This window comes from Streptomyces sp. LE64, from assembly GCF_052606915.1.
In genome coordinates this window covers 6,704,514-6,724,402 of the sequence record NZ_CP199708.1, presented here as the reverse complement: position 1 = coordinate 6,724,402, position 19,889 = coordinate 6,704,514, and the positions used below count along the sequence as shown (strand labels likewise).

Below are 19,889 nucleotides of genomic sequence, written 5' to 3'. Positions count from 1 at the left end.
GGGGAACCGGGGGAACGAGGAGGAACCCGTGACAGACGAGGGACGGACGCAGCTTTCCGGCCGGGGCGCGGCACGACGGGTCGTGGCGGCTTTCTGTCTCCTCGCTCCGGTCGTCGCCTTGGTCTGGGTGCCCTGGTACGCGGGTGCGCAGCCGATGTGGGCGGGCGTGCCGTTCTTCTACTGGTACCAGTTGGCGTGGATCCCGGGGTGCGCGGTGGCGTTGTCGATCGCTCACCTGTTGACCAGGGGGAGCCGCGGTTCGCCCGGGTCGTGAGCGACCCCGGGGGCGGACTCGGAGGTCGCATCGGTGGCGGTGCGCGGGGTGTTGTGTGAGTGCTTCACGTACGTTCCGTGAAATCCGTGACCGATGGGCCGGTTGCCCGGTACCCGTACGACTCGTTGTGTTCTCTCCCGCGAACCGAAGGATTCATCGTGTCCGGAACCCTCGTACCGCCGTCCCGGCTCCGCTGGAAATCCGTCTTCATCTGGTCCCTCGTCGCTCTGGCGGGTGCTCTCTCCTGGGGGGTGCTCGCCCTCTCCCGGGGTGAAGAGGTCTCCGCCGTCTGGCTGTTGGCCGCCGCACTCGGCTCCTTCGCCATCGCGTACCGCTTCTACGCGCGGTTCATCGCGCGCAAGGTGCTGCGCCTCGACGACACCCGGGCCACCCCGGCCGAACGCCTCGATGACGGCGTGGACTTCCAACCCACCGACCGCAGAGTGCTGTTGGGGCACCACTTCGCCGCCATCGCGGGCGCCGGGCCGTTGGTCGGCCCGGTGCTCGCCATGCAGATGGGCTATCTGCCGGGGACCCTGTGGATCGTCGCGGGCGTGATCTTCGCGGGGGCGGTGCAGGACATGGTGGTGCTGTTCCTGTCGATGCGACGCGACGGGAAGAGCCTGGGGCAGATGGCCCGGGAACAGTTGGGCCGGGTGGGCGGAACCGCGGCGCTGCTCGCGGTGTTCAGCATCATGATCATTCTGTTGGCGGTGCTGGCACTGGTCGTCGTGGGGGCGTTGGCGGAGTCTCCGTGGGGCACCTTCTCCGTGGCGATGACGATCCCCATCGCCCTGTTCATGGGCCTCTACCTGCACGTCCTGCGGCCGGGGCGGGTGTTGGAGACCAGTGTGATCGGGGTGGCACTGCTCCTGCTCGCGATCGTGGGCGGCGGCTGGATCGAGCACTCCTCCCTCGCGGAGGTCTTCACCCTGAGCCCGACCACGCTCGTCTTCTGTCTGGTGGGCTACGGGTTCGTGGCGTCGGTGCTGCCGGTGTGGATGCTGCTGGCGCCCCGTGACTACCTGTCGACGTTCATGAAGATCGGCACCATCGTGCTGCTGGCGGCGGGTGTGGTGATCGCCGCCCCTCGGTTGCAGGCCGACGCGGTGACGGAGTTCGCCTCCTCGGGGGCCGGACCGGTCTTCGCGGGCTCGCTGTTCCCGTTCCTGTTCATCACCATCGCGTGCGGCGCGCTGTCGGGGTTCCACGCCCTGGTGTCCTCGGGGACGACTCCGAAGCTGATCCAGAAGGAGTCGCAGGTCCGGATGATCGGGTACGGGGCGATGCTGATGGAGGCGTTCGTCGCCGTCATGGCGCTGATCGCCGCCGCAGTGCTCGATCCGGGGTTGTACTACGCGATGAACGCGCCGGCCGGTCTGCTGGGTCCGACCGTGGAGTCCGCCGCCCAGGCGGTCTCCGGCCTGGGCTTCACCATCTCGCCGGAGGAACTCGCCGCAGCCGCCAAGTCGGTGGAGGAGAGCAGCCTGGTCGCCCGCACCGGGGGCGCCCCGACCCTGGCGGTGGGGATGGCGCAGATCTTCTCGGAGGTGGTGGGCGGCGAGGGCATGAAGGCGTTCTGGTACCACTTCGCCATCATGTTCGAGGCCCTGTTCATCCTGACGACCGTGGACGCCGGCACCCGGGTCGGCCGGTTCATGCTCCAGGACATGCTGGGCAACGTGTGGAAGCCCATGGGCCGGGTGAACTGGAAGCCCGGCGCCTGGCTCGCCAGTGCCGCGGTCGTCGCCGGCTGGGGCTACTTCCTGTACGCCGGCGCCACCGACCCCTTGGGCGGGATCAACCAGCTCTTCCCCCTGTTCGGCATCGCCAACCAGTTGCTCGCCGCGGTGGCCCTCACCGTCGCGACGACCCTGCTCGTCACCTCGGGCCGGCTGCGCTGGGCCTGGGTGACCGGGGTGCCGCTCGCCTGGATCGTGACGGTCACCTTCACCGCGAGTTGGCAGAAGGTCTTCTCCGACGACCCCCGGGTCGGCTTCTTCGCCCAGCGCGAGCGGTTCGCCGACGCGATCGACGCCGGGGAGGTGCTGCGGCCCGCCACCTCGATGGACGACATGCACACCGTGGTCACCAACTCCACCGTCGACGGCGTGCTGATCGTGCTGTTCGTGCTCCTGGTGCTCACGGTGATCGGCAATGCCGGCGTGGTGTGCTTCAGGGCGGTCCGCCGTCCCGAACGCGTCGTCTCCACGGAGACCCCGCACGTCCCGTCCGCCATCGTCGCACCACCGCGCCGCGAGAAGACCCCTGCGGGCACCGGTCCGGCCGCAGGACCGGGGAACGGCTCGTGAGCGCGGGCGGGACCGCCCTGCGGGCCCTGCGCTGGGCCCTGTGGTACCTCAGGGAGGTGACCGGGGACTCCGCCTACGAGCAGTACTGCGCCCGGCACCGCGAACGACATCCCGGGGAGCCCGTGCCCACCGCGCGGCAGTACCAACGGCTCCAGGCCGAACGTAGGGAGGCCGCCTCCCCGTCCAGGTGCTGCTGACGACGTCCCCCTCACCCTCACCGCCCCGATCAGTACGGGCGCCGCGCGCCACGCGCGGCGCCCTCCCTCCCCCACAGAGGACGTGTGATGATGCGAAGAAGCACAACGGTGCGCATCCGCCCGGAGTTGGACGACCGCGAGCTGCGCCAAGTGATCACCGACATCCGCCCCATCCCCCCGTTCCCGGCGCTCGGAGTGGACCGCATCCGCCCCGCCTGGCAACCGGTGGCCGACCTGCTGGACGCCACCGGCCCGGACTGGGACCGCCGCACCCACCGGGTGTCGGTGCTCTCCCGCGTGCTGTCCCCGGCCGCTGCGGACCACTGGGTCGACTACGCACCGGACAGCCCGGACGCCGTGGTGATGCAGGCGTGCGTGGAGGCCTTGCGCGCCGCCTCGGGAACGCACCGGGTGGTGGACCGGGCGCAGACCCTCTGCGTGCGGGCCGCGCACGCCCATCCCCGGGACCCCACGCCGCTGATCGCCCTCCTGGACCTGATGCGGGCCTGCCGGGTCCCGTCCCGTCGGGCGGCCGCCATCTGGCGGGAGATCATCAGCCGGGACCCGGACAACCGCGCGGCCCATCACGTGGTGCTGCGCTACCTGTCCCCCCGCGGCTACGGTTCGGTGAGCGACATGACCACCTTCGCCTGGCACTCCGCCTCCCGGGCACCGGTGGGCTCACCGCTGGTGCTGCTGCCGCTGACCGCCCGCGCCGAGCACTTCGCCCACGTCGTCGAGGCCGGCGGCACCAGGGCGCTCGGCGCCCACCGCATCTGGCACGAGAAGGCGGCGGCCAGCGAACTGGAACTCGCCCTGAACAACTGGTTCCGCACCCCGGCGCCACCGCACGCCGAGGCCATCTCGGACCTCAACCTCCTGGCGTTCGCGCTGGTCCGGGCGCGTTGGCTGACCGAGGCCGCCGAGGTCTTCCAGCGCATCGGGCGGCACATGACGATGTTCCCCTGGGACGCGTTGGAGGATCCGGTGAAGGCCTTCACCTACTGGCGCGACCGAACGGGCGCGGCCTGACCGACCCGTTCCCGGACCATGACGGCGGTGGGACCACGACCCCGCCGCTCACCCGTCACCGTCCGCGGACCCCACCGGCGACTCGGAACCGCTCCCGGCGACCGGTTCCCCCACGTCGCCCTCTCGCCGGCGCGACCGCCGCGACCCGCCCGTGCAAGGGTCAGAACTCCCGCCCCGCCCAGCCGTGATCCGGGGCGACAGCCGTGCACCGCCGTGTCAGTGGCCTCTCCTAGGCTCGCGCCATGAGTTCTTCCCTGAGCCTCTACCTGCTCGACGCGACGGCCACCCGCGCCCTGATCGGATGCCGCGACGACCGATTGCTGGACGTGCTGCGCGAGCGCTTCGCCCACGACCTGACCCGCGACGACGAGTACCACCGCGACGCGATCGAGCGGGGCGCCCCGACGGCGGAGGCGGCGCTGCACGCGGTCGTCCACGGCGGACCCTTCAGCAAGGACCGCAGCCATGCCTTCCAGTACGGCTACGCCTACGAGCGGCTGTGCTCGTTCGGCGGCGCCTTCCTGCCCAACGACTGGTTCACGCCGCACCGCGGCGACTGGCTGTCCGTGGTCGACCGGGGACTGGGCGCGCTGGGCATCACCGCCGTGTCCGTGGAGGCCTTCGGCCACGGCGGACCGCCCGCTCCCCTGCCGTCCTCCTTCACCCCGGCCTGCGGCGAGTGGACGCCCGACGACATCGCCCGGGCCCTGGAGCAGTACGAGGCCGCCGGGTCGCACCGGACGCCCCCGCAGGATCCGGAGGTCGCACAGGCCGTCGCGCAGTGCCTCGGCTGGATGCGGCGCGCGAAGGCGCTGCCCGGCTTCGGCGTGGTCGGCTTCCGGTCCTGATCGAGGACCGGGCGGACGGAAGCCGCTCCGGACCCGGGACGACGCCCGCCCGAGGGGTGCTCACCGTGGTCGGGTGGGGCCGGGGTGCTCATGCGAACTCCCCTTCGGTCAGCCGGGCCAGGGTGCGCCGCCCCCGTGCGACGATCTCGGCGTCTCCCTGCTGGGCGCCCCACACCAGGGCTCCGGCCGCGTCGAGGGCGGCGAAGCAGCGCAGTGCGTGGCGCTCGACGGGGCCGGGCCGCCGGCCGTAGCCGGCCAGGAACGCGGACCGCAGTGCCGGACGGTCGGCCCAGGGGCCGGCGGCCAGTCGGACGAAGTCCTGGACGGCGGGGGCGAACCGAGCCCGCTCGAAGTCGATCCAGGCGGCGCGCCCCGCGGCGGACCACATCAGGTTGCGGGGCTGGGCGTCTCCGTGCACGAAGGCGATCGGCAGCGGCCCGAGGTGCGGGAGCTCCGCCACCAGGGCCCGCAGCAGAGCGCGTTCGCGGCTGCCGACGCGGTCCCCGCAGACGTGGAGGAGGCGTTCCAGCCGCTGCGGCGCCCGGTCCAGGACCTCCTGCACCGCCGCCCGGCGTTGGGGCGTCAACTCCCCCGCCGTGTGGATCCGTGCCAGGAGGGCGCCCGCACGCCGGTACGCCTCCCGCTCCTCGGTCGGGGGCAGCCGCAGTTCCCGCAGGGGGTGGCCGGGCACGGCGGTGAGCAGCAGGGCGAAGTGGGCGGGTTCGCAGTCCAGCAACAGCGGCGCGCCCCCCGCCGGGACGGCGGGTACGGCGTGGCGGTAGGCGAAGGTCTCGGTGCGGTAGGCGGTGGCGTTGCGGGCGACCTTGACGATGAAGCGGGTGGAGCGGTCCGGCCGGGTCAGTTCCCACACCCGGCAGGTGCCCGGTGCCCGCCGGCCGTGGACCTCCCGGACCGTGTCGAAGGCACCGACGGCCCCGCGCGCCCAGGCGTCGATGGTGTCGGGCAGGTGGTTCAGCAGCCGCATGCCCACCGCCCCGGGGCTCGTCGTGGCGACGGGGCGGAGGTCTGCGACGCCCCGTCAAGGGGGCGCGGGAAGCACACCGCAGGGGCGGTCCGGCAGTCGAACACCACATGACGGCGAAAGGGCGCGGGAACAGGATGCACGGGATCTCCCGATTCGAGGGTGGGGTCTTGACGCAAGCACAACGCACCAGATCACGGGCACGTCACGCTCACTTCCGGACGAATCTTCGATGGAGGGTTCGACGACGCTTCCCGAGGGCCGGTACGGCACGCTCGCCGACCTGTGACGCGGCGTTCGATTCACTCGGGAGGGTCCCTTCGCCTGTTCGAGGGATGGCCGCGCTGGGGCACGCACGAGGGGTCACCTCCCCGCAGGCTGGGTGAGCCCGGCCTCGGCGACCGGTGGGGGCGGTGGGACCGCGACGCCTTCGCCGAGGTCGGCCTCGTCCCCGTAGGTGGCCAGGTGCGAAGTGAAGCCGCCGTCCACCGAGATGGTGGTGCCGGTGATGTACCCGGCCTCGTCCGACACCAGGAAGGCCACCAGGTAGGCGACGTCCTCGGGTACGCCGGCCCGCGGGGTGAGGATGTGCCGGGTGAGCGCGCGCCGTTCCTCGGGGGTGAGGTTGTCCACCAGGGCGGGCGTGAGCACCGGCCCCGGGGCGATGCCCACCGCACGGACCCCCTGCTTCCCGTACTGGGCGGCGATGCTGCGGGTGAGGCCGAGGATCGCCGCCTTGGAGGTGCCGTACATGGGGCGCACGAACTCGGCGAGGAGCCCCGCCGCGGAACCGGTGTTGATGACGACCCCACCACCGCGCACGATCATGTGCGGTATCGCGTGCTTGGCGGCGAGCATGTAGCCGAGCACGTTCACGCGCAGCACCCGGGCGAACAGTTCGGGGTCGATGTCGGTGATGCGCTGGTCCCGCCCGAGGACGTCCGGGGAGAGCAGGGCCGCGTTGTTGTGCAGGACGTCCAGTCCTCCGAAGGCCGCCACCGTGGTGGCGATCATCGCCCGGACCTGTTCCTCCTCGCCCACGTCCACCACCACCGGGAGGGCGGACAGTCCGCGTGCGGTCAGCGCGACGGCGACGTCGGCCGCGGCGGCCCCGTCGACGTCGGCCACCACGACGCTGGCCCCGCGTTCGGCCAGGACGGTGGCGGTGGCCCGGCCGATGCCGGAACCCCCGCCGGTGACGACGGCCACCTTGTGCCCCAGGTTCGACGGACCGGAGGGACTCGACGGGTTCAGCGGGTGCGGAACGTTCTGTTTCGTCATGAGACTTCCTGGTCCGGCGCCGGTGGAGGGCGCTTGGTACGGGTAGGTCACACGAGCGATTTTCTTGTTCGAAAAGGGACTTGTTCGTCGGAACCCCGAGGATGGCCGGCAATGAGCGCTGGCTCCGCGTCGTCACGGCGCGCGGGGGCATCCGGAACACCGGCCCCACCCGCCCCCTTCGGGTCGACCGGTCGCCTCCACGGGCGGGCGGGAGGCGAGGCTACGCCTTGCGCCCGGGGAACGGAAGTTGACCGAAGCCCTTCGTTCCGGTCGGGCCGTGTGCCCGGGACGTGGTGGGGTCCGCGGCCGTGGTGTGTTGCGGGAGTGTTGCAGGCTCGTGGCCACCCCGGAGGCGTACTACCGAACCGGTCCACAGCCGGCTACTTTGCGGTGCGCCGGGTGTTTTGGGTCCTTCTCCCCGAATCCGCGGCAGGGAGGCGGTACGGGTCCGACCCGGTACCGCCTCCGTACCCCTCCCGACCCTCGCACGAAGGAACCGCATGAGCCAGCCCCTCGACTCGGTGGCCGCCGGCCACACCCCCGACGACGCGGTGGAGCCCGGTGCCGGGTGGTCGTTCGAGACGCGCCAGATCCACGCCGGGGCGGAGCCCGACCCGGCGACCGGCGCCCGGGCGGTGCCGATCTACCAGACCACTTCCTTCGTCTTCCGGGACACCCAGCACGCAGCGGACCTCTTCTCGCTCGCGGAGCCCGGGAACATCTACACCCGCATCCACAATCCGACGCAGGACGTCTTCGAGCAGCGGATCGCCTCCCTGGAGGGCGGAGTGGCCGCCGTGGCCCTGGCGTCGGGCCAGGCGGCCGAGACCCTCGCGCTCCTCACCCTCGCCGGTGCCGGCGACCACATCGTGTCCAGCACCTCCCTCTACGGCGGGACCTACAACCTGCTGCGGCACACCCTGCCCCGGTTCGGCATCGAGGTCAGCTTCGTGGACGACCCCGACGACCTGGACGCCTGGCGGGCCGCGATCCGCCCGCACACCAAGGCGCTGTTCGCCGAGAGCCTCGGCAACCCCCGGGGCAACGTGCTGGACGTTCGGGGCGTCGCCGACGTGGCACACACGGCGGGCGTGCCGCTGATCGTCGACAACACCCTGGCCACCCCCTTCCTGCTCCGCCCGATCGAGCACGGCGCGGACATCGTGGTGCACTCGGCGACGAAGTTCCTCGGCGGCCACGGCACCACCATCGCGGGCGTCGTGGTGGACGGCGGCACCTTCGACTTCGGCAGCCGCCCCGAGCGCTTCCCCGACTTCGTCGAGCCCGACCCGAGTTACCACGGCCTGCGCTACTGGCCGGACCTGGGCGCGGGGGCCTTCGCGGTGAAGCTGCGGGTGCAGTTGCTGCGCGACATCGGACCCGCGCTCTCCCCGCACTCCGCCTTCCTGTTGCTCCAGGGCGTCGAGACGCTCAGCCTGCGCATCGAACGGCACTCGGCGAACGCGCTCGCCCTCGCGGAGTGGCTGGAGCAGCGGGAGGACGTGGCGGCGGTGCACTACCCGGGGCTGGCGTCGAACCGCTGGCACCGGGCGGCGCGGCACTACCTTCCGCGCGGGGCCGGCGCGGTGCTGGCGTTCGAGCTCAAGGACGGGGTGGAGGCGGGCAAGCGGTTCGTCGACGCCGTCTCCCTGTTCAGCCACCTCGCCAACGTCGGGGACGTCCGGTCGTTGATCATCCACCCGGCCTCCACCACGCACAGCCAGCTGGATGCCGAGGCACTGGCCGCCACGGGCACGGCGCCCGGGCTGGTACGGCTGTCGGTGGGGATCGAACACGTCGACGACCTCAAGGCCGACCTGGCGGCGGGGTTCCGCGCGGCCAAGGAGGCGTCCTGACCGGGGCACCGCCCCACGCCCCGGCGGGTCCGCTCACCGTCCCCCTCCCGCCGGCCTCCGGGGCCTGGCGGGAGGGGGACCCGCCCGGGGAACGCCGCTGGGTTTCGCTGCTCGCGCCCTTGCGGCTGGAGGCCGGCGGCGAGTTGCCCGGCGTGCGCCTGGCGTACGAGACCTGGGGCCGGCTCGCCCCCGACGCCTCCAACGCCGTGCTGGTGCTGCACGCCCTGACCGGTGACAGTCACGTCAGCGGCCCCGCGGGGCCGGGTCACCCGACTCCCGGGTGGTGGGACCCGCTCGTGGGTCCCGGCCTGGCCCTGGACACCGACAGGTGGTTCGTGGTGGCGCCGAACGTCCTGGGCGGCTGTCAGGGCAGCACCGGCCCCTCGTCGGTGCGTGCCGACGGCGTGCGCTGGGGCGGCGCCTTCCCCTTCCTCACCCCACGTGACCAGGTGGCCGCCGAAGTGGCCCTGGCCGACGCGCTCGGCATCGACCGCTGGGCCCTGGTGGTGGGCGGTTCCATGGGTGGCATGCGGGCGTTGGAGTGGGCCGTGGGTCATCCGCAGCGGGTCGCTTCGCTGCTGGTGCTGGCCTGCCCGGCCGCCTCGGACGCCGAGCAGGTCGCCTGGTCCCACGTCCAACTCCGGGCGATCCGCGACGACGAGCGGTGGCGGGGCGGCCACTACCACGACGCCCCCGTCGGCGAGGGCCCGCACCGGGGGCTCGGCACCGCCCGACGTCTGGCCCACGTCACCTACCGCACCGGGGCCGAACTGGGCTCCCGGTTCGGGCGGGCGCCCCAGAGCGGCGAGGATCCGTGGCGGGGCGGCCGGTACGCGGTGGAGTCGTACCTGGACCACCACGCCGACAAGCTGGCGCACCGGTTCGACGCGGGCAGCTACGTCACCCTGACCGAGGCGATGAGCAGCCACGACGTGGGGAGGGGGCGCGGGGGGACGGCCGCCGCCCTGCGCCGGGTCACCGCCCGGTGCCTGGTCGCCGGCGTGGATTCGGACCGGCTGTACCCGTTGGCCCGACAGCGCGAACTCGCGGCCGGGCTGCCGCACTCCGACGCCCTGCGGGTTCTCGCTTCGCCCTACGGGCACGACGGGTTCCTCCTGGAGACCGAGCAGGTGGGCCTGTTGGTGCGTGAGCTGGTCGGAGGGGTCTGACCGCCGCGCCCGGCCGGTGCCTACAGCGTGGCCCCGCCGTGTTTGGCGTAGTTCTCGATCAACCGGGCGCGGGCGCCGGCCAGCCGATGGGCGAGGACCTCGGCGACCGCGCGCAGCAGCACCAGCCCGAGCGCGGGCTCCTCCTCGCACAGGGCCCGCACCTTGGGCGCGTCGAACTCGTAGGCGCGCACCGGGCTGAACGCCTCCGCCCCGAAGTCCCACTCGTGCGGGGGGAACAGCCAGGACCATCCCAGGAGGTCACCGGGGTGCAGGGTCTCCACGACGACCCCGCGCCGGCCGGGCACCCGGAGATCGAGGGCGACCGTGCCGGAGCGGATCACCCACAGCCGGTCCGCGGTTCCGCCCTCTTCGAAGATCCGGGCGTCCTGGGGGAAGGACACCTCCTGGGCCAGGTCCATGAGGCGCTGGCGATGATCGGCGGGCAGCGTCGTGAGCAGCCTCTTCACGGTCGTCATGCCGGGCCTCCTCGTGAGCGGTCGCGCACGTGCCGCCCGCACACGGGGACCTCCCCGCTCGATGGGCGCCACGCGCGGGGTGCGTGCGATTCTCTTACCCCGATTCATCCCTTTCGTCACTCCTTTGGGGGAGGAAAATCGGCGCCCGGAGCCCTCCCCGTCGGAGATCGACCACGATCCGTCACCCCACCGTCGCGCAGGACGTACGGTGTGGCACGGGGCCTCAGCCGGCGTCCTCCACCGCCCGCAGCGCCAGGTGCTGAAGGAGGGCGAAGCCGCCGACCGTCACGGCCTGGAGCACGGTCCACACCGCCCCCGCCGTCGTGGGCGAGAGCCAGAGGGCCAGGGCCACCGCGCTCAGCAGGGTCCACGCCGCGTTGACCTCGACCACGGCGCGCACGCCCGTCCTCCACGGCTCTCGGCGCCTCGCCAACGCCCCCACTCCGAGCCCGTACAGGGCGAGGAAGGCGCCGAGCCCCGTCAGCAGTCCCGGATCGACGCCCAGCAGGCGGCCGAGCGGCCCGGCGGCCGCGAGGTAGGCGAGGCCGTTGGCGCCGGTGACGACGGCGTCGAGGGCGAGGAAGCGCCGCACCACCGCCACCGGTTCGGCGGTGCGGGCGAGGACGGCGAGCGGAAGCGCGACGGACACGGGGGATCACCCTCCAAGGGGGAACGGGCCTGGCAGGCCGGCTCCCGGGGCGGAGTGCGCCGCCCCGGACGCCGGTGGCTCCACCCTGCCCGGGCTTCGGTGGCGGGTCGATGACCTCCGACGTCATGACCCGTCCCCTGTCGCGGCCCCACGGCGGGAAGGACCGGCCGCGTTCGGCATCGCATGCCCCCCTTGGGTATCGTCAGGGGTGGGCACCACCACTCGGGGCGCCCTGACCGTGCGATGCCATGAGGACGGACCACGTGCGAGCGAGCCGGACCCTGCGGGCGGCGGGTGCCTGGGGGCACCTCCTGCTCGTGACGGTGCTGGCGCTCGGCGTGTTCATGATGCACACGGTGGGCCACCCGGACACCCCGTCCGACAACGCCTCCGGTGCCCGGACCGGGCACCCGGCAGCCGTCTCGACGCCCGGGACCGCCGTGGTCGCGTCCGTCGCGGCGTTCCCGGCGGCGGACGCCGGGCCGGCCCCGTCGGGCCACGGGGAAGACTCCTCGCACGGCTCCGGCGCGGCGATGGATCTGATCTCCCTGTGCGTGGCGGTGCTCGGCGCCTTCGTCCTCCTGGCGCTGCTCCGGGCTGCGCTGCAGGGTCGGCGCGAGTGGCTCGTCCGGCTCCGCGCGGGCGCCCTGCGCACGCTCCTGCCGCTGCCCCCGCCGCGCGGCCCCGACCTCGCACAGCTGTCGATCCTGCGGATTTAGGCCGACGTCACCACGGGCCCGCGCGCTGCCCTCGCAGCGCGGCGCGTCCGTGTCCCCGTCTGCCCTCCGTCGAGACCGACAGCTTCCAGAGGTTGTGACATGACTGCCTTCACGCGCGCTCAGCGCCGTACCCCCGCCCGCCGTTTCGCCCTCGCCGCCGTCGTCGCCGCCGCGAGCCTCGTGCTCGCCGCGTGCGGCAGCGACGACGACATGGACGGCATGGACCACGGCGGCAAGGGCTCCGCCCCGGCCAGTGCCAGTGCCTCCCCCGCACCCGCCTCGCCCACCGGCGAGAACCCGGCGCCGGGCGCCTTCAACGACGCGGACGTGATGTTCGCGCAGATGATGATCCCCCATCACGAGCAGGCCCTCCAGATGTCCGCGCTCGCTCCCGGGCGGGTGAAGGACTCCGAGGTCAAGGAGCTCACCGAGGCGATCTCCGAGGCTCAGGACCCCGAGATCCAGAAGATGAGGTCCTGGCTCCGGGCGTGGGGCAAGCCCGAGTCCGCGGAGGGCGCCGGCGGCCATGCCGGGCACTCGGGCGGCTCGGGGGAGATGTCCGGAATGATGACGGACGAGGAGATGGCGTCCCTCAAGGACGCCAAGGGCACCGCCTTCGACAAGAAGTTCGCCGAGCTGATGATCGCCCATCACGAGGGTGCGGTCGAGATGGCCGAGGACGAGTTGAAGAACGGCAGGAACGCGACGGCCAAGGCGCTCGCCGATGACGTGGTGAAGGCCCAGACCGACGAGATCGACCAGCTGAAGAAGATCCTCGACCGGCTCTGAGCCATGACGGTACGGGCCCGGGGCACCCGGGTGCCCCGGGCCCGTACCCCCCTCCCCCGCCCGCGGCCGGCGCTCCCCAGCGGGAACCGGCCGCGCCCGACACCTGATCAGGACTTTCCGATGAAGCACCGCATGACCCTGTCCGTCTGTGCCCTCGCCCTCGGCCTCACCGTGACCGCCTGCTCGTCCGACTCCTCCGACGATGCGGCCGGGAACGACGCCGGGACCGCCATCAGCCACATCCACGGGGTGGAGATCGACCCGAAGGACGACGCGCTGTACGTCGCCACGCACAACGGCATCTACACCCCGGACGGCGAGGGTCGGCCGCAGTTGGTCGGCGAACGCAAGGACGACTTCATGGGCTTCACGCTCGGGAAGTCCGGTGCGTTCCTCGCCAGCGGTCACCCCGCACCCGGCCGGGACGCCCCCCACAACCTCGGACTCATCGAGAGCACCGACACCGGACGCAGTTGGAAGGAGAAGTCCCTCGGCGGCGAGGTCGACTTCCACTCCCTGGAGTACGCCCACGACACGGTCTACGGCTACGACAGCACCAACGGCCTGCTGCGGGTGAGCGCGGACGGCGTGCGGTGGGACGACCGGGCCTCCCTGACCGCCGTGGACATCGCGGTCAGCCCCGAGGACCCGGACACCGTCCTGGCGACCACCCAGCAGGGACTCGTCCGCAGCACGGACGGCGGCGACGCCTTCGGTGCCGCAGCCGAGCCCGTGCTGGCCTTCGTGTCCTGGCCCGAGGCCGCGAGCCTGTACGGCGTCGACCCGGCGGGCGCGTTGCGGGTGAGCGCGGACGGCGGGAAGACCTGGAGCAGCCGGGGCACCGTCCCCGGCGGCGCGCCCCAGGCCCTGACCGCGGTCGACGCGAAGCGGCTCGTGGTCGCCTCCCAGGACGGGGTGTACGAGTCCCGGGACGGCGGGAAGACCTTCGACCGCACCATGGAGGTGGCGGGCGAGGAGCACTGAGGACGGGCTCAGTCCAGGGGGGTGCCCACCCGCAGCCGGTTCCCGTCCGGGTCGGTCAACTCGATCTCCCGCGCCCAGGGGACGTCCTCGGCCGTGACGCCGAACTCGCCCGCCACCGCGTCCACGTCGGTGACCCTCAGGTACACCAGCGTGCCGGGGCGGGCGTCCCCCACGTGCTCGGAGAGGAACAGCCGGACCGCGCCGCGGGCCACCTCCACGAAGGCGGGCAGACCGGGCTCGAAGCGGTGCTCCCACTGCCGGGCGAAGCCCAGGCGGGCGTACCAGCGGGCGGCCCGGTCGGCGTCGCGCACCCTGAGCACGGGGATCGCCTCCTCCCGGACGGCAGGGGGGATGCGGGCCACCGGCGGACCGGGGCTGGACTCGGGGTTCGGCGTCGTGGTCATGCCGTCACTCTCCCAGAAGGCAGTGACAACCGGGGCGCAGGAACGATCCGCCGGCCGCGGCCCGCCCCTCACCCGCCGACGACCGCCTCCCGCTCGCCCCGGGTCAGGGGCGGCCCGGTCAGTGGGGGGCGCAGCGGCCCACGGGCGGCGGCGAGCAGCACGGACGGTTTGAGCAGGAGCAGGGGGCCGTGCTCCATGGAGGTCACCCGGGTGACCTCGCGGGCGATGCGACCGTTGCCGGTCGCGGTGTGCAGCAACCGGTCCAGATAGGCGGCCGAGGCCCGTTCGCGCAGGGTGGGGCCGTGAGGCGTGGCCCCGGGGTAGAACACGTCCTGGCTGGTCGCCATGGACCACGCGACCGACACCGGTCCGGCGACGGCCCGTTGCAGGTGGCGGGCGAGCCCCGGTGTCTCCCAGCCCCGGCTGCGCACCACCGCCCGCACGGCCCGGGCGCTCTGCGCCGCGACCGACATGCCCTGGCCGTAGGTCGGGTTGTAGGCGGCGACGGCGTCGCCGAGGGCGACGAAGCCCTCGGGCCAGCGCCGGGCGCGCTCGTAGTAGTGGCGGCGGTTGGCCGTGGTCCGGGTGAGCGCCACGTCCTCCAGGGGTTCCGCCCTGCTGATGAGGTCGGCCAGCACCGGGTGGCGCAGCCCGCGGGCGAACCGTTCGAACGCGTCGTTGCCACGGGTGGGTTCGCCTCCGGTGGTACCGGAGAGGGTCACGTGCCAGCGGCCCCCCTCGACGGGGATCAGGGTGCCGGCGCGCCCCGGGCCGAGCCCGCGCGGGTCGGCCTGGATGTTGACCGCGGGGAACCCGTCGTGGGTCGCCTTCGGCGCCCGGAACAACCGGCTCGCGTAGACCAGCCCGGAGGAGACCGTCCGTTGCGGGACCGGGGGCAGGCCGAGGTCGCGCAGCCAGGCGGGGGCGCGCGAGGCCCGCCCGGTGGCGTCCACGACCAGATCGGCCCGGAGCGCGTACCGCACGCCGTCGCCGTCCCGGACCCGGACGCCGATGACCTTCGAAGCGTCACCGACCAGTCCGAGGGCCTCCGTGCCCTGCCGCAGGGTGACCCGGTCGCAGGCGAGCACCTGGGCCCGGACCGTCGCGTCGAGGAGGTCCCGGGAGGACAGGAGCATGTAGTGGGCACCCGCCCAGCGCCGGAACCACCCCTGCGGCGAGAGCCCGACCATGTCGTCGGGCAGGGCGAGGCGGCGGGCTCCGCGGGCCAACAGCCGGTGGGTGACGCCGGGGAGGAGTTCCTCCATGGCGTCCGCGCCACCGGACCACAGCAGGTGGACGTGGCGCGCCTGGGGCAGGCCCCGGCGGGGCGCCGGCTGGGCCGGGAGCACGTCGCGTTCCACCAGCGTCACGTGGGCGACGGCGGACAGGGCCTGGGCGGTCAGCACACCGGCGAGTCCGCCGCCGAGGACGACGACGGATCTGCCGGAGCGGGCGGAGCGGTCACTCATGGGGGCACGCTTTCTGTTCGGGCGTTCACACGTGCGCGGACCGCCTCGACGACGGCCGGCGAGCGCAGGGCCCGGGCGATCTCCTGGGCCTGACCGCCGAGCGGCGCGCCGGGGGCCTCGCCCCGGACCGCGTCGTCGCGGGAGCGGACGGCCCGGTGCTCGATCGCGGTGAGCAGGGTGACGGCGCCCGCGATGCCGGCGGCCTCCCCGGGGGCGGCTCCCCCGTCCAGCGCCTCGTCGCGGGCCCGGCGCCACAGTGCGTAGTCGATGTACGGGCCCAGGTGGATGACCTCGTCGCCGATGTAGGTCTCGCGGGCGGTCAGGGCGAGGGCGGCGCTGCGCGAACGTCCCACCCGTAGGGCGGGCTTCACGTCGGCGTGGGACTTCAGCAGTCGGTACAGCGGGCGCAGCCGCCAGTGGCTGGCGCGGGCGTGCCACCAGTCCTGGGCGGCTTGTCCCGCGTGCGGGAGGATGAAGCCGGCCCCGATGAAGACGGCGCTGACGCAGGCGACCGGCGGGGCGACCCGGGTGCTCAGGTGGTCCAGGTTCCCGCCGGCCCACCGGGCCACCACGGCGGTCCACTTGACGGTGTCGAAGCCGAGGTTCGCCACGTAGCCGATGCCGAGGCAGACGACCCCGCTGCGCAGCCATCCGTGCAGGCGTCCTTGCCAGGACCAGATGAGGTAGGAGGTGATGAGCACCGCCACCGTGTGCGCCAGCAGGTAGAGGACCACCACTTCGCGGATGAACGGCGTGTCGGCGTAGTGGGTGTCGAGGTCGTGGACTCGTTCCTCGGGCACCTCGGCGAGGGCGAAGAGGACCCACAGCCCCACGATCACCGTGCTGTAGACGACCGTGACCCAGCACACCGCGCGACGGGTGGCCGCGCGGTCGTCGTTCTTCCAGACGATGATCAGGATGAGGCAGGACGCGCAGAACGCGGTCAGCAGGGTGTACACCCAGGGCGCGGAGACGTTCGGGACGCCGGTGACCCGGTTGAGCCAGACGATGGTCCGGGGGTTGGCGAAGAGGAACACCCCGCACGCGAGCACCAGCAGTCCGCCGACGGCGCGCAGCAGTTTGTCGCGCCAGAACCGGACGATGGCCGGGGCCTTGTAGAGCAGGGCGGCGATGAGGACGGCGGCGGGTACGAGGTAGGTGACGTCCAGGTCGGAGGGTCTCACGCGGCTACCGGACGCCGAGGGACGCTTGGATGCGGATGCTGATCCCGTCCTGTCGCACCGGGCGCCGGCGGTGGGGGTCCTCGATCAGGGCGCGCAGTCGACTGCCGAGCAGCAGGCCGAAGGACTCGGCCTCGCGCTCGTGGTGGTCGTGGCAGTGGCTGCGGGCGGCGAACGAGCGCAGCATGTCCGTCCACCGGCAGTCCGCCTCGTCGGAGGGGTGTTCCCCGGCGAGGGCACGGGCGGCGGCCGGATCGTGCGCGGCGGGGCGGCCGTGGCCCTCGGTCAGGTGCCACAGCTCGTGGCCGACGATGACGACCTGTTGGACGGGGTCGTGGCGCTGCTCGACCAGGATCATGTCGTAGTCGTCGAAGTTCAGCATGAGTCCGGTGACGCCCGCCTGGTCGGGGAAGGTCTCGAAGCGGAGCACGATGGGGCGGCCACGGCGCTGGGCCATCACCTCGCACAGGGCGGCGCAGAGCACCGGTGCCCCGGCGGGGAGTTCGAGGCCCCGGGCGGTCACCGAGTCGGAGAGGTTCAGGGCGAGGCGCCGCATCCTCCGGTTGATGTTCATCGCCGCGGACTTCCGCTCGCGGCGGCGGAGGGTTCCCGCGTGACGGTGTGCAAACGTGCGGGGCCTGCCGGGCGGCGATGGGCCGCGTCCTGCCGCGCGAAGGGTGTGCGAGGCGGAACGGAGGAGGGACTCACCGATGGTCTCCGTGGACGTGGGGTTCCGTGACGGGTGGGGGCAACCGGTTCGCAACGCCCCCGTGCGCCTGACCTTAACGCCTTCCGTGCGGACCGCAATGCCGGTTCCCGCGCGGATCGTTGGCGGGGTCCGTGCGAGCGGGTCGGCCCGCCTCGGAGGCGGGCCGGCCGCGGCGGTCGGTTAACGTGCTGATCATGCGTCGGAAGGCCGCGACGGGGCGGCCCAGGCGACGACCGACGGCGAGGAAGGCGTACGGATGACGGCGAAGGGCACGGGGTCGGGCGGCGGGCGGAAGCTGCCGCGGGAACCGTACGAGCGCGAGTTGTACCGGTTGCAGAGCGAGTTGGTGAAGCTCCAGGAGTGGGTGCGGGCCGAGGGGGTCCGTCTCGTCATCGTCTTCGAGGGACGCGACGCGGCCGGCAAGGGCGGCACGATCAAGCGGGTGACCGAGTACCTCAATCCCCGTGTGGCGCGGATCGTGGCCCTGCCACGGCCCACGGAGCGGGAACGCGGCCAGTGGTACTTCCAGCGCTACGTGGAGCACCTGCCGACGACCGGGGAGATCCGGCTGTTCGACCGGAGCTGGTACAACCGGGCCGGGGTGGAGCACGTGATGGGCTTCTGCACCAAGGCGGAGCACCAGCGCTTCCTGCACCAGTGCCCGATCTTCGAGCGGATGCTGGTCGAGGACGGTGTGCTGCTGCGCAAGTACTGGTTCTCGGTGAGCGACGCGGAGCAGGAACGTCGCTTCCGCAAGCGGCTGGAGGACCCCTTGCGACGGTGGAAGCTGTCGCCCATGGACCTGGAGTCCATCACCCGGTGGGAGGCGTACTCACGGGCGAAGGACGAGATGCTGGTGCACACGGACATCCCCGAGGCCCCCTGGCACATCGTGGAGAGCGACGACAAGCGCCGGGCGCGGCTCAACATGATCGCTCATCTGCTGTCGACGGTCCCCTACCGCGAGGTCCCGCCACCGGACGTCACCATCCCTCCCCGACCGCCCGCCTCCGGCTACCGGCGCCCGCCGAAGGACCTCCAGTCGTACGTGCCGGACCACGCGGCCGGTCTGGTGGAGTAGTCCGCGGCAGTCGGGGAGCATCGAAGACGTGCGCGCTCAGCCATCGAAGAATCCGCTTTCGTGTGCCAGCGGCGGGCCGCAGGATGGCGGGGAGCCCGTCTGCCCGTGGGAGGAACCGTGACCCCGTCAGCCATCGACCCGGACCTGCTCCCCCGCACCGCCACGACCGGCCCCGCGGGGCTGGCCGTGGGAGGGGTGCCGCTGACCGAGTTGGCGGAGCGCTTCGGCACGCCGCTGTTCGTGTACGACGAGGAGCACCTGCGGCGGCGGTGCCGCGAGGCGGTCGCCGCCTTCGGCACGGACCGGGTGGCCTACGCCTCCAAGGCGTTCCTGTGCACGGCCATGGCACGGCTCGCCCACGAGGAGGGCCTGCTCCTCGACGTGGCCTCCGGCGGGGAGTTGCGGACCGCCCTGCGGGCCGGGGTGCCGGCCGACCGGATCGTGCTGCACGGCAACAACAAGGACGTCGCGGAGTTGCGGACGGCCGCGGAGGTCGGCGTCCGGCACGTCGTGGTGGACAGCTTCGACGAGTTGGACCGCATCGAGGAGTCGCACCGGGACGGCGCCCCAGGCCCGCTGCCGGTACTGGTGCGGGTGGCGCCCGGGGTGGCCGCCGGGGCGCACGAGGCCATCCGCACCGGCGGTCGGGATTCGAAGTTCGGATTCGGCCTGGTCGACGGCACCGCCGCGGAGGCGGTGCGACGGGTCCGGCGCAGCCCCGCGACGCGTTTCGACGGGGTGCACGCACACGTCGGTTCCCAGGTGCTCGACCCCGCCGAACTGGCAGCGGGCGCCGCGGCGGTGGCCGGGTTCGCGGTCGGGGTCGGTGCGGCGGACCTCACCGTCGGCGGTGGGCTCGGGGTGGCGTACCTGGCCGGCCAGCGGGTGCCGACGTTCGCCGCCTGGGCGGACGCGGTGCACGGCGCGGTGCGCGGCGCCGGTTGGACGGGGGCGGTGTCGGTGGAGCCGGGCCGGTCGATCACGGCCCGGGCCGGGCTGACGCTGTACCGGGTCGGCACCGTCAAGCGCATCGAGGGGGTGCGCACCTACGTCAGCGTCGACGGGGGGATGAGCGACAACCTGCGCCCGGCGCTGTACGGCAGCCGGTACGAGGCGTTCCTGCCGCGCTGCCCACGGGCCCCTCGCCCGTTGCGGGCCCGGTTGGTCGGCAAGCACTGCGAGAGCGGGGACGTCCTGGTCGACGAGGCGGCGCTCCCCGCCGACCTCGCCGTGTCGGACGTCCTCGCCACCCCGGTGACCGGGGCGTACGGCTATGCGATGGCCTCCAACTACAACAAGCTCCCACGGCCCGCCGTGGTCTTCGTGCGGGACGGGCACGCCCAGCTGGTGGTGCGTCGGGAGACCGAGGAGGACCTGCTGCGGCTCGACGTCACGGCGCCGACGGTCCGTCCGCAGGGGTGGGCCGCCACGCCCGGCGCGGTCCGGGCGTGGCGGGGGCACGGGGCGGCCTAGGCTG

At 73.1% G+C, this 19,889-nt stretch carries 20 protein-coding genes; 12 read left to right on the top strand and 8 right to left on the bottom strand.

All coding sequences use genetic code 11. The features are described from left to right. Nucleotides 1–28 precede the first annotated feature (28 nt). From ACSMX9_RS29555 to ACSMX9_RS29535, 5 genes are all read left to right on the top strand, one after another. Complete coding sequence (locus ACSMX9_RS29555) at nt 29–274, top strand: DUF3311 domain-containing protein (protein WP_445398670.1); 246 nt, start codon at nt 29–31, stop codon at nt 272–274. Between the two features lie 158 nt (nt 275–432). Further along, nucleotides 433–2,586 carry a carbon starvation CstA family protein gene (locus ACSMX9_RS29550; protein WP_445398669.1) on the top strand — a complete coding sequence of 718 codons (2,154 nt, stop codon included), beginning with the start codon at nt 433–435 and terminating at the stop codon, nt 2,584–2,586. Beyond that, entirely contained in the window at nt 2,583–2,783 is a 201-nt protein-coding gene (locus ACSMX9_RS29545; RefSeq protein ID WP_445398667.1) for a YbdD/YjiX family protein, read from the top strand. Before ACSMX9_RS29550 ends, ACSMX9_RS29545 begins: the two co-directional genes overlap by 4 nt. Nucleotides 2,784–2,873: 90 nt before the next feature. Then, nucleotides 2,874–3,815, top strand: coding sequence for a hypothetical protein (locus tag ACSMX9_RS29540; RefSeq protein WP_445398665.1), 942 nt, complete (start codon nt 2,874–2,876; stop codon nt 3,813–3,815). A gap of 242 nt (nt 3,816–4,057) precedes the next feature. Further along, nucleotides 4,058–4,663 (top strand): DUF7691 family protein, encoded by a 606-nt coding sequence (locus ACSMX9_RS29535; protein WP_445398663.1) that lies wholly within the window; start codon nt 4,058–4,060, stop codon nt 4,661–4,663. A gap of 88 nt (nt 4,664–4,751) precedes the next feature. Here the strand turns inward: ACSMX9_RS29535 and ACSMX9_RS29530 are convergent, their stop codons facing one another. Both ACSMX9_RS29530 and ACSMX9_RS29525 read right to left on the bottom strand, forming a co-directional pair. Next, entirely contained in the window at nt 4,752–5,648 is an 897-nt protein-coding gene (locus ACSMX9_RS29530) for a phosphotransferase enzyme family protein (protein ID WP_445398661.1), read from the bottom strand. A gap of 360 nt (nt 5,649–6,008) precedes the next feature. Beyond that, entirely contained in the window at nt 6,009–6,926 is a 918-nt protein-coding gene (locus tag ACSMX9_RS29525) for an SDR family NAD(P)-dependent oxidoreductase (protein ID WP_445398659.1), read from the bottom strand. Nucleotides 6,927–7,426: 500 nt separating this feature from the next. On the opposite strand from ACSMX9_RS29525, the gene ACSMX9_RS29520 reads away from it, so the two are divergent. Then, the gene (locus ACSMX9_RS29520) at nt 7,427–8,782 is read left to right on the top strand and encodes a bifunctional o-acetylhomoserine/o-acetylserine sulfhydrylase (protein ID WP_445398658.1); all 1,356 of its coding nucleotides are present in this window, start codon (nt 7,427–7,429) and stop codon (nt 8,780–8,782) included. Continuing rightward, nucleotides 8,779–9,951 (top strand): homoserine O-acetyltransferase MetX, encoded by a 1,173-nt coding sequence (gene metX, locus ACSMX9_RS29515; RefSeq protein WP_445403133.1) that lies wholly within the window; start codon nt 8,779–8,781, stop codon nt 9,949–9,951. The genes ACSMX9_RS29520 and metX overlap by 4 nt, the downstream gene beginning before the upstream one ends. 20 nt (nt 9,952–9,971) lie before the next feature. On the opposite strand, the gene ACSMX9_RS29510 is transcribed toward metX, so the two are convergent. Beyond that, entirely contained in the window at nt 9,972–10,427 is a 456-nt protein-coding gene (locus tag ACSMX9_RS29510; protein ID WP_445398656.1) for a cyclic nucleotide-binding domain-containing protein, read from the bottom strand. Nucleotides 10,428–10,650: 223 nt separating this feature from the next. After that, nucleotides 10,651–11,076: a hypothetical protein gene (locus ACSMX9_RS29505; RefSeq protein WP_445398654.1), complete on the bottom strand. Its 426-nt coding sequence runs from the start codon at nt 11,074–11,076 to the stop codon at nt 10,651–10,653. Between the two features lie 248 nt (nt 11,077–11,324). On the opposite strand from ACSMX9_RS29505, the gene ACSMX9_RS29500 reads away from it, so the two are divergent. The 3 genes from ACSMX9_RS29500 to ACSMX9_RS29490 all read left to right on the top strand — a co-directional run bounded on the left by ACSMX9_RS29500 (nt 11,325) and on the right by ACSMX9_RS29490 (nt 13,568). Then, nucleotides 11,325–11,795, top strand: coding sequence for a DUF6153 family protein (locus ACSMX9_RS29500; RefSeq protein ID WP_445398652.1), 471 nt, complete (start codon nt 11,325–11,327; stop codon nt 11,793–11,795). A 99-nt stretch (nt 11,796–11,894) separates the two neighbouring features. Beyond that, a complete protein-coding gene (locus ACSMX9_RS29495; RefSeq protein WP_445398650.1) occupies nt 11,895–12,584 on the top strand; it encodes a DUF305 domain-containing protein in 690 nt (229 codons plus the stop codon). A gap of 132 nt (nt 12,585–12,716) precedes the next feature. After that, a complete protein-coding gene (locus ACSMX9_RS29490; RefSeq protein ID WP_445398648.1) occupies nt 12,717–13,568 on the top strand; it encodes a F510_1955 family glycosylhydrolase in 852 nt (283 codons plus the stop codon). An 8-nt stretch (nt 13,569–13,576) separates the two neighbouring features. Here the strand turns inward: ACSMX9_RS29490 and ACSMX9_RS29485 are convergent, their stop codons facing one another. The 4 genes from ACSMX9_RS29485 to ACSMX9_RS29470 all read right to left on the bottom strand — a co-directional run bounded on the left by ACSMX9_RS29485 (nt 13,577) and on the right by ACSMX9_RS29470 (nt 17,196). Beyond that, complete coding sequence (locus ACSMX9_RS29485; protein ID WP_351245676.1) at nt 13,577–13,972, bottom strand: glyoxalase superfamily protein; 396 nt, start codon at nt 13,970–13,972, stop codon at nt 13,577–13,579. Nucleotides 13,973–14,040: 68 nt separating this feature from the next. Beyond that, nucleotides 14,041–15,441, bottom strand: coding sequence for an FAD-dependent monooxygenase (locus tag ACSMX9_RS29480; protein WP_445398646.1), 1,401 nt, complete (start codon nt 15,439–15,441; stop codon nt 14,041–14,043). Further along, complete coding sequence (locus ACSMX9_RS29475; RefSeq protein WP_445398644.1) at nt 15,438–16,625, bottom strand: hypothetical protein; 1,188 nt, start codon at nt 16,623–16,625, stop codon at nt 15,438–15,440. Before ACSMX9_RS29475 ends, ACSMX9_RS29480 begins: the two co-directional genes overlap by 4 nt. A 4-nt stretch (nt 16,626–16,629) precedes the next feature. After that, complete coding sequence (locus tag ACSMX9_RS29470) at nt 16,630–17,196, bottom strand: toxin-antitoxin system, toxin component (RefSeq protein ID WP_445398642.1); 567 nt, start codon at nt 17,194–17,196, stop codon at nt 16,630–16,632. A gap of 391 nt (nt 17,197–17,587) precedes the next feature. Between ACSMX9_RS29470 and ppk2 the strand changes: the two genes are divergently transcribed. Both ppk2 and lysA read left to right on the top strand, forming a co-directional pair. Further along, the gene (gene ppk2, locus ACSMX9_RS29465) at nt 17,588–18,412 is read left to right on the top strand and encodes a polyphosphate kinase 2 (RefSeq protein WP_445398640.1); all 825 of its coding nucleotides are present in this window, start codon (nt 17,588–17,590) and stop codon (nt 18,410–18,412) included. A gap of 60 nt (nt 18,413–18,472) precedes the next feature. Next, on the top strand, nt 18,473–19,885 hold the full coding sequence (lysA, locus tag ACSMX9_RS29460; RefSeq protein WP_445398638.1) for a diaminopimelate decarboxylase: 1,413 nt from the start codon (nt 18,473–18,475) through the stop codon (nt 19,883–19,885). The last annotated feature ends 4 nt before the right edge of the window (nt 19,886–19,889 follow it).

What these genes read in the sequence shown, in the direction of transcription:
- ACSMX9_RS29540 (WP_445398665.1), top strand. Translation starts at nt 2,874, where the DNA reads ATGCGAAGAAGCACAACGGTGCGCATCCGCCCGGAGTTGGACGACCGC.
- ACSMX9_RS29535 (WP_445398663.1), top strand. Translation starts at nt 4,058, where the DNA reads ATGAGTTCTTCCCTGAGCCTCTACCTGCTCGACGCGACGGCCACCCGC.
- ACSMX9_RS29530 (WP_445398661.1), bottom strand. Translation starts at nt 5,648, where the DNA reads ATGCGGCTGCTGAACCACCTGCCCGACACCATCGACGCCTGGGCGCGC.
- ACSMX9_RS29525 (WP_445398659.1), bottom strand. Translation starts at nt 6,926, where the DNA reads ATGACGAAACAGAACGTTCCGCACCCGCTGAACCCGTCGAGTCCCTCC.
- ACSMX9_RS29520 (WP_445398658.1), top strand. Translation starts at nt 7,427, where the DNA reads ATGAGCCAGCCCCTCGACTCGGTGGCCGCCGGCCACACCCCCGACGAC.
- ACSMX9_RS29510 (WP_445398656.1), bottom strand. Translation starts at nt 10,427, where the DNA reads ATGACGACCGTGAAGAGGCTGCTCACGACGCTGCCCGCCGATCATCGC.
- ACSMX9_RS29500 (WP_445398652.1), top strand. Translation starts at nt 11,325, where the DNA reads ATGAGGACGGACCACGTGCGAGCGAGCCGGACCCTGCGGGCGGCGGGT.
- ACSMX9_RS29495 (WP_445398650.1), top strand. Translation starts at nt 11,895, where the DNA reads ATGACTGCCTTCACGCGCGCTCAGCGCCGTACCCCCGCCCGCCGTTTC.
- ACSMX9_RS29490 (WP_445398648.1), top strand. Translation starts at nt 12,717, where the DNA reads ATGACCCTGTCCGTCTGTGCCCTCGCCCTCGGCCTCACCGTGACCGCC.
- ACSMX9_RS29485 (WP_351245676.1), bottom strand. Translation starts at nt 13,972, where the DNA reads ATGACCACGACGCCGAACCCCGAGTCCAGCCCCGGTCCGCCGGTGGCC.
- ACSMX9_RS29480 (WP_445398646.1), bottom strand. Translation starts at nt 15,441, where the DNA reads ATGAGTGACCGCTCCGCCCGCTCCGGCAGATCCGTCGTCGTCCTCGGC.
- ACSMX9_RS29470 (WP_445398642.1), bottom strand. Translation starts at nt 17,196, where the DNA reads ATGAACATCAACCGGAGGATGCGGCGCCTCGCCCTGAACCTCTCCGAC.
- ppk2 (WP_445398640.1), top strand. Translation starts at nt 17,588, where the DNA reads ATGACGGCGAAGGGCACGGGGTCGGGCGGCGGGCGGAAGCTGCCGCGG.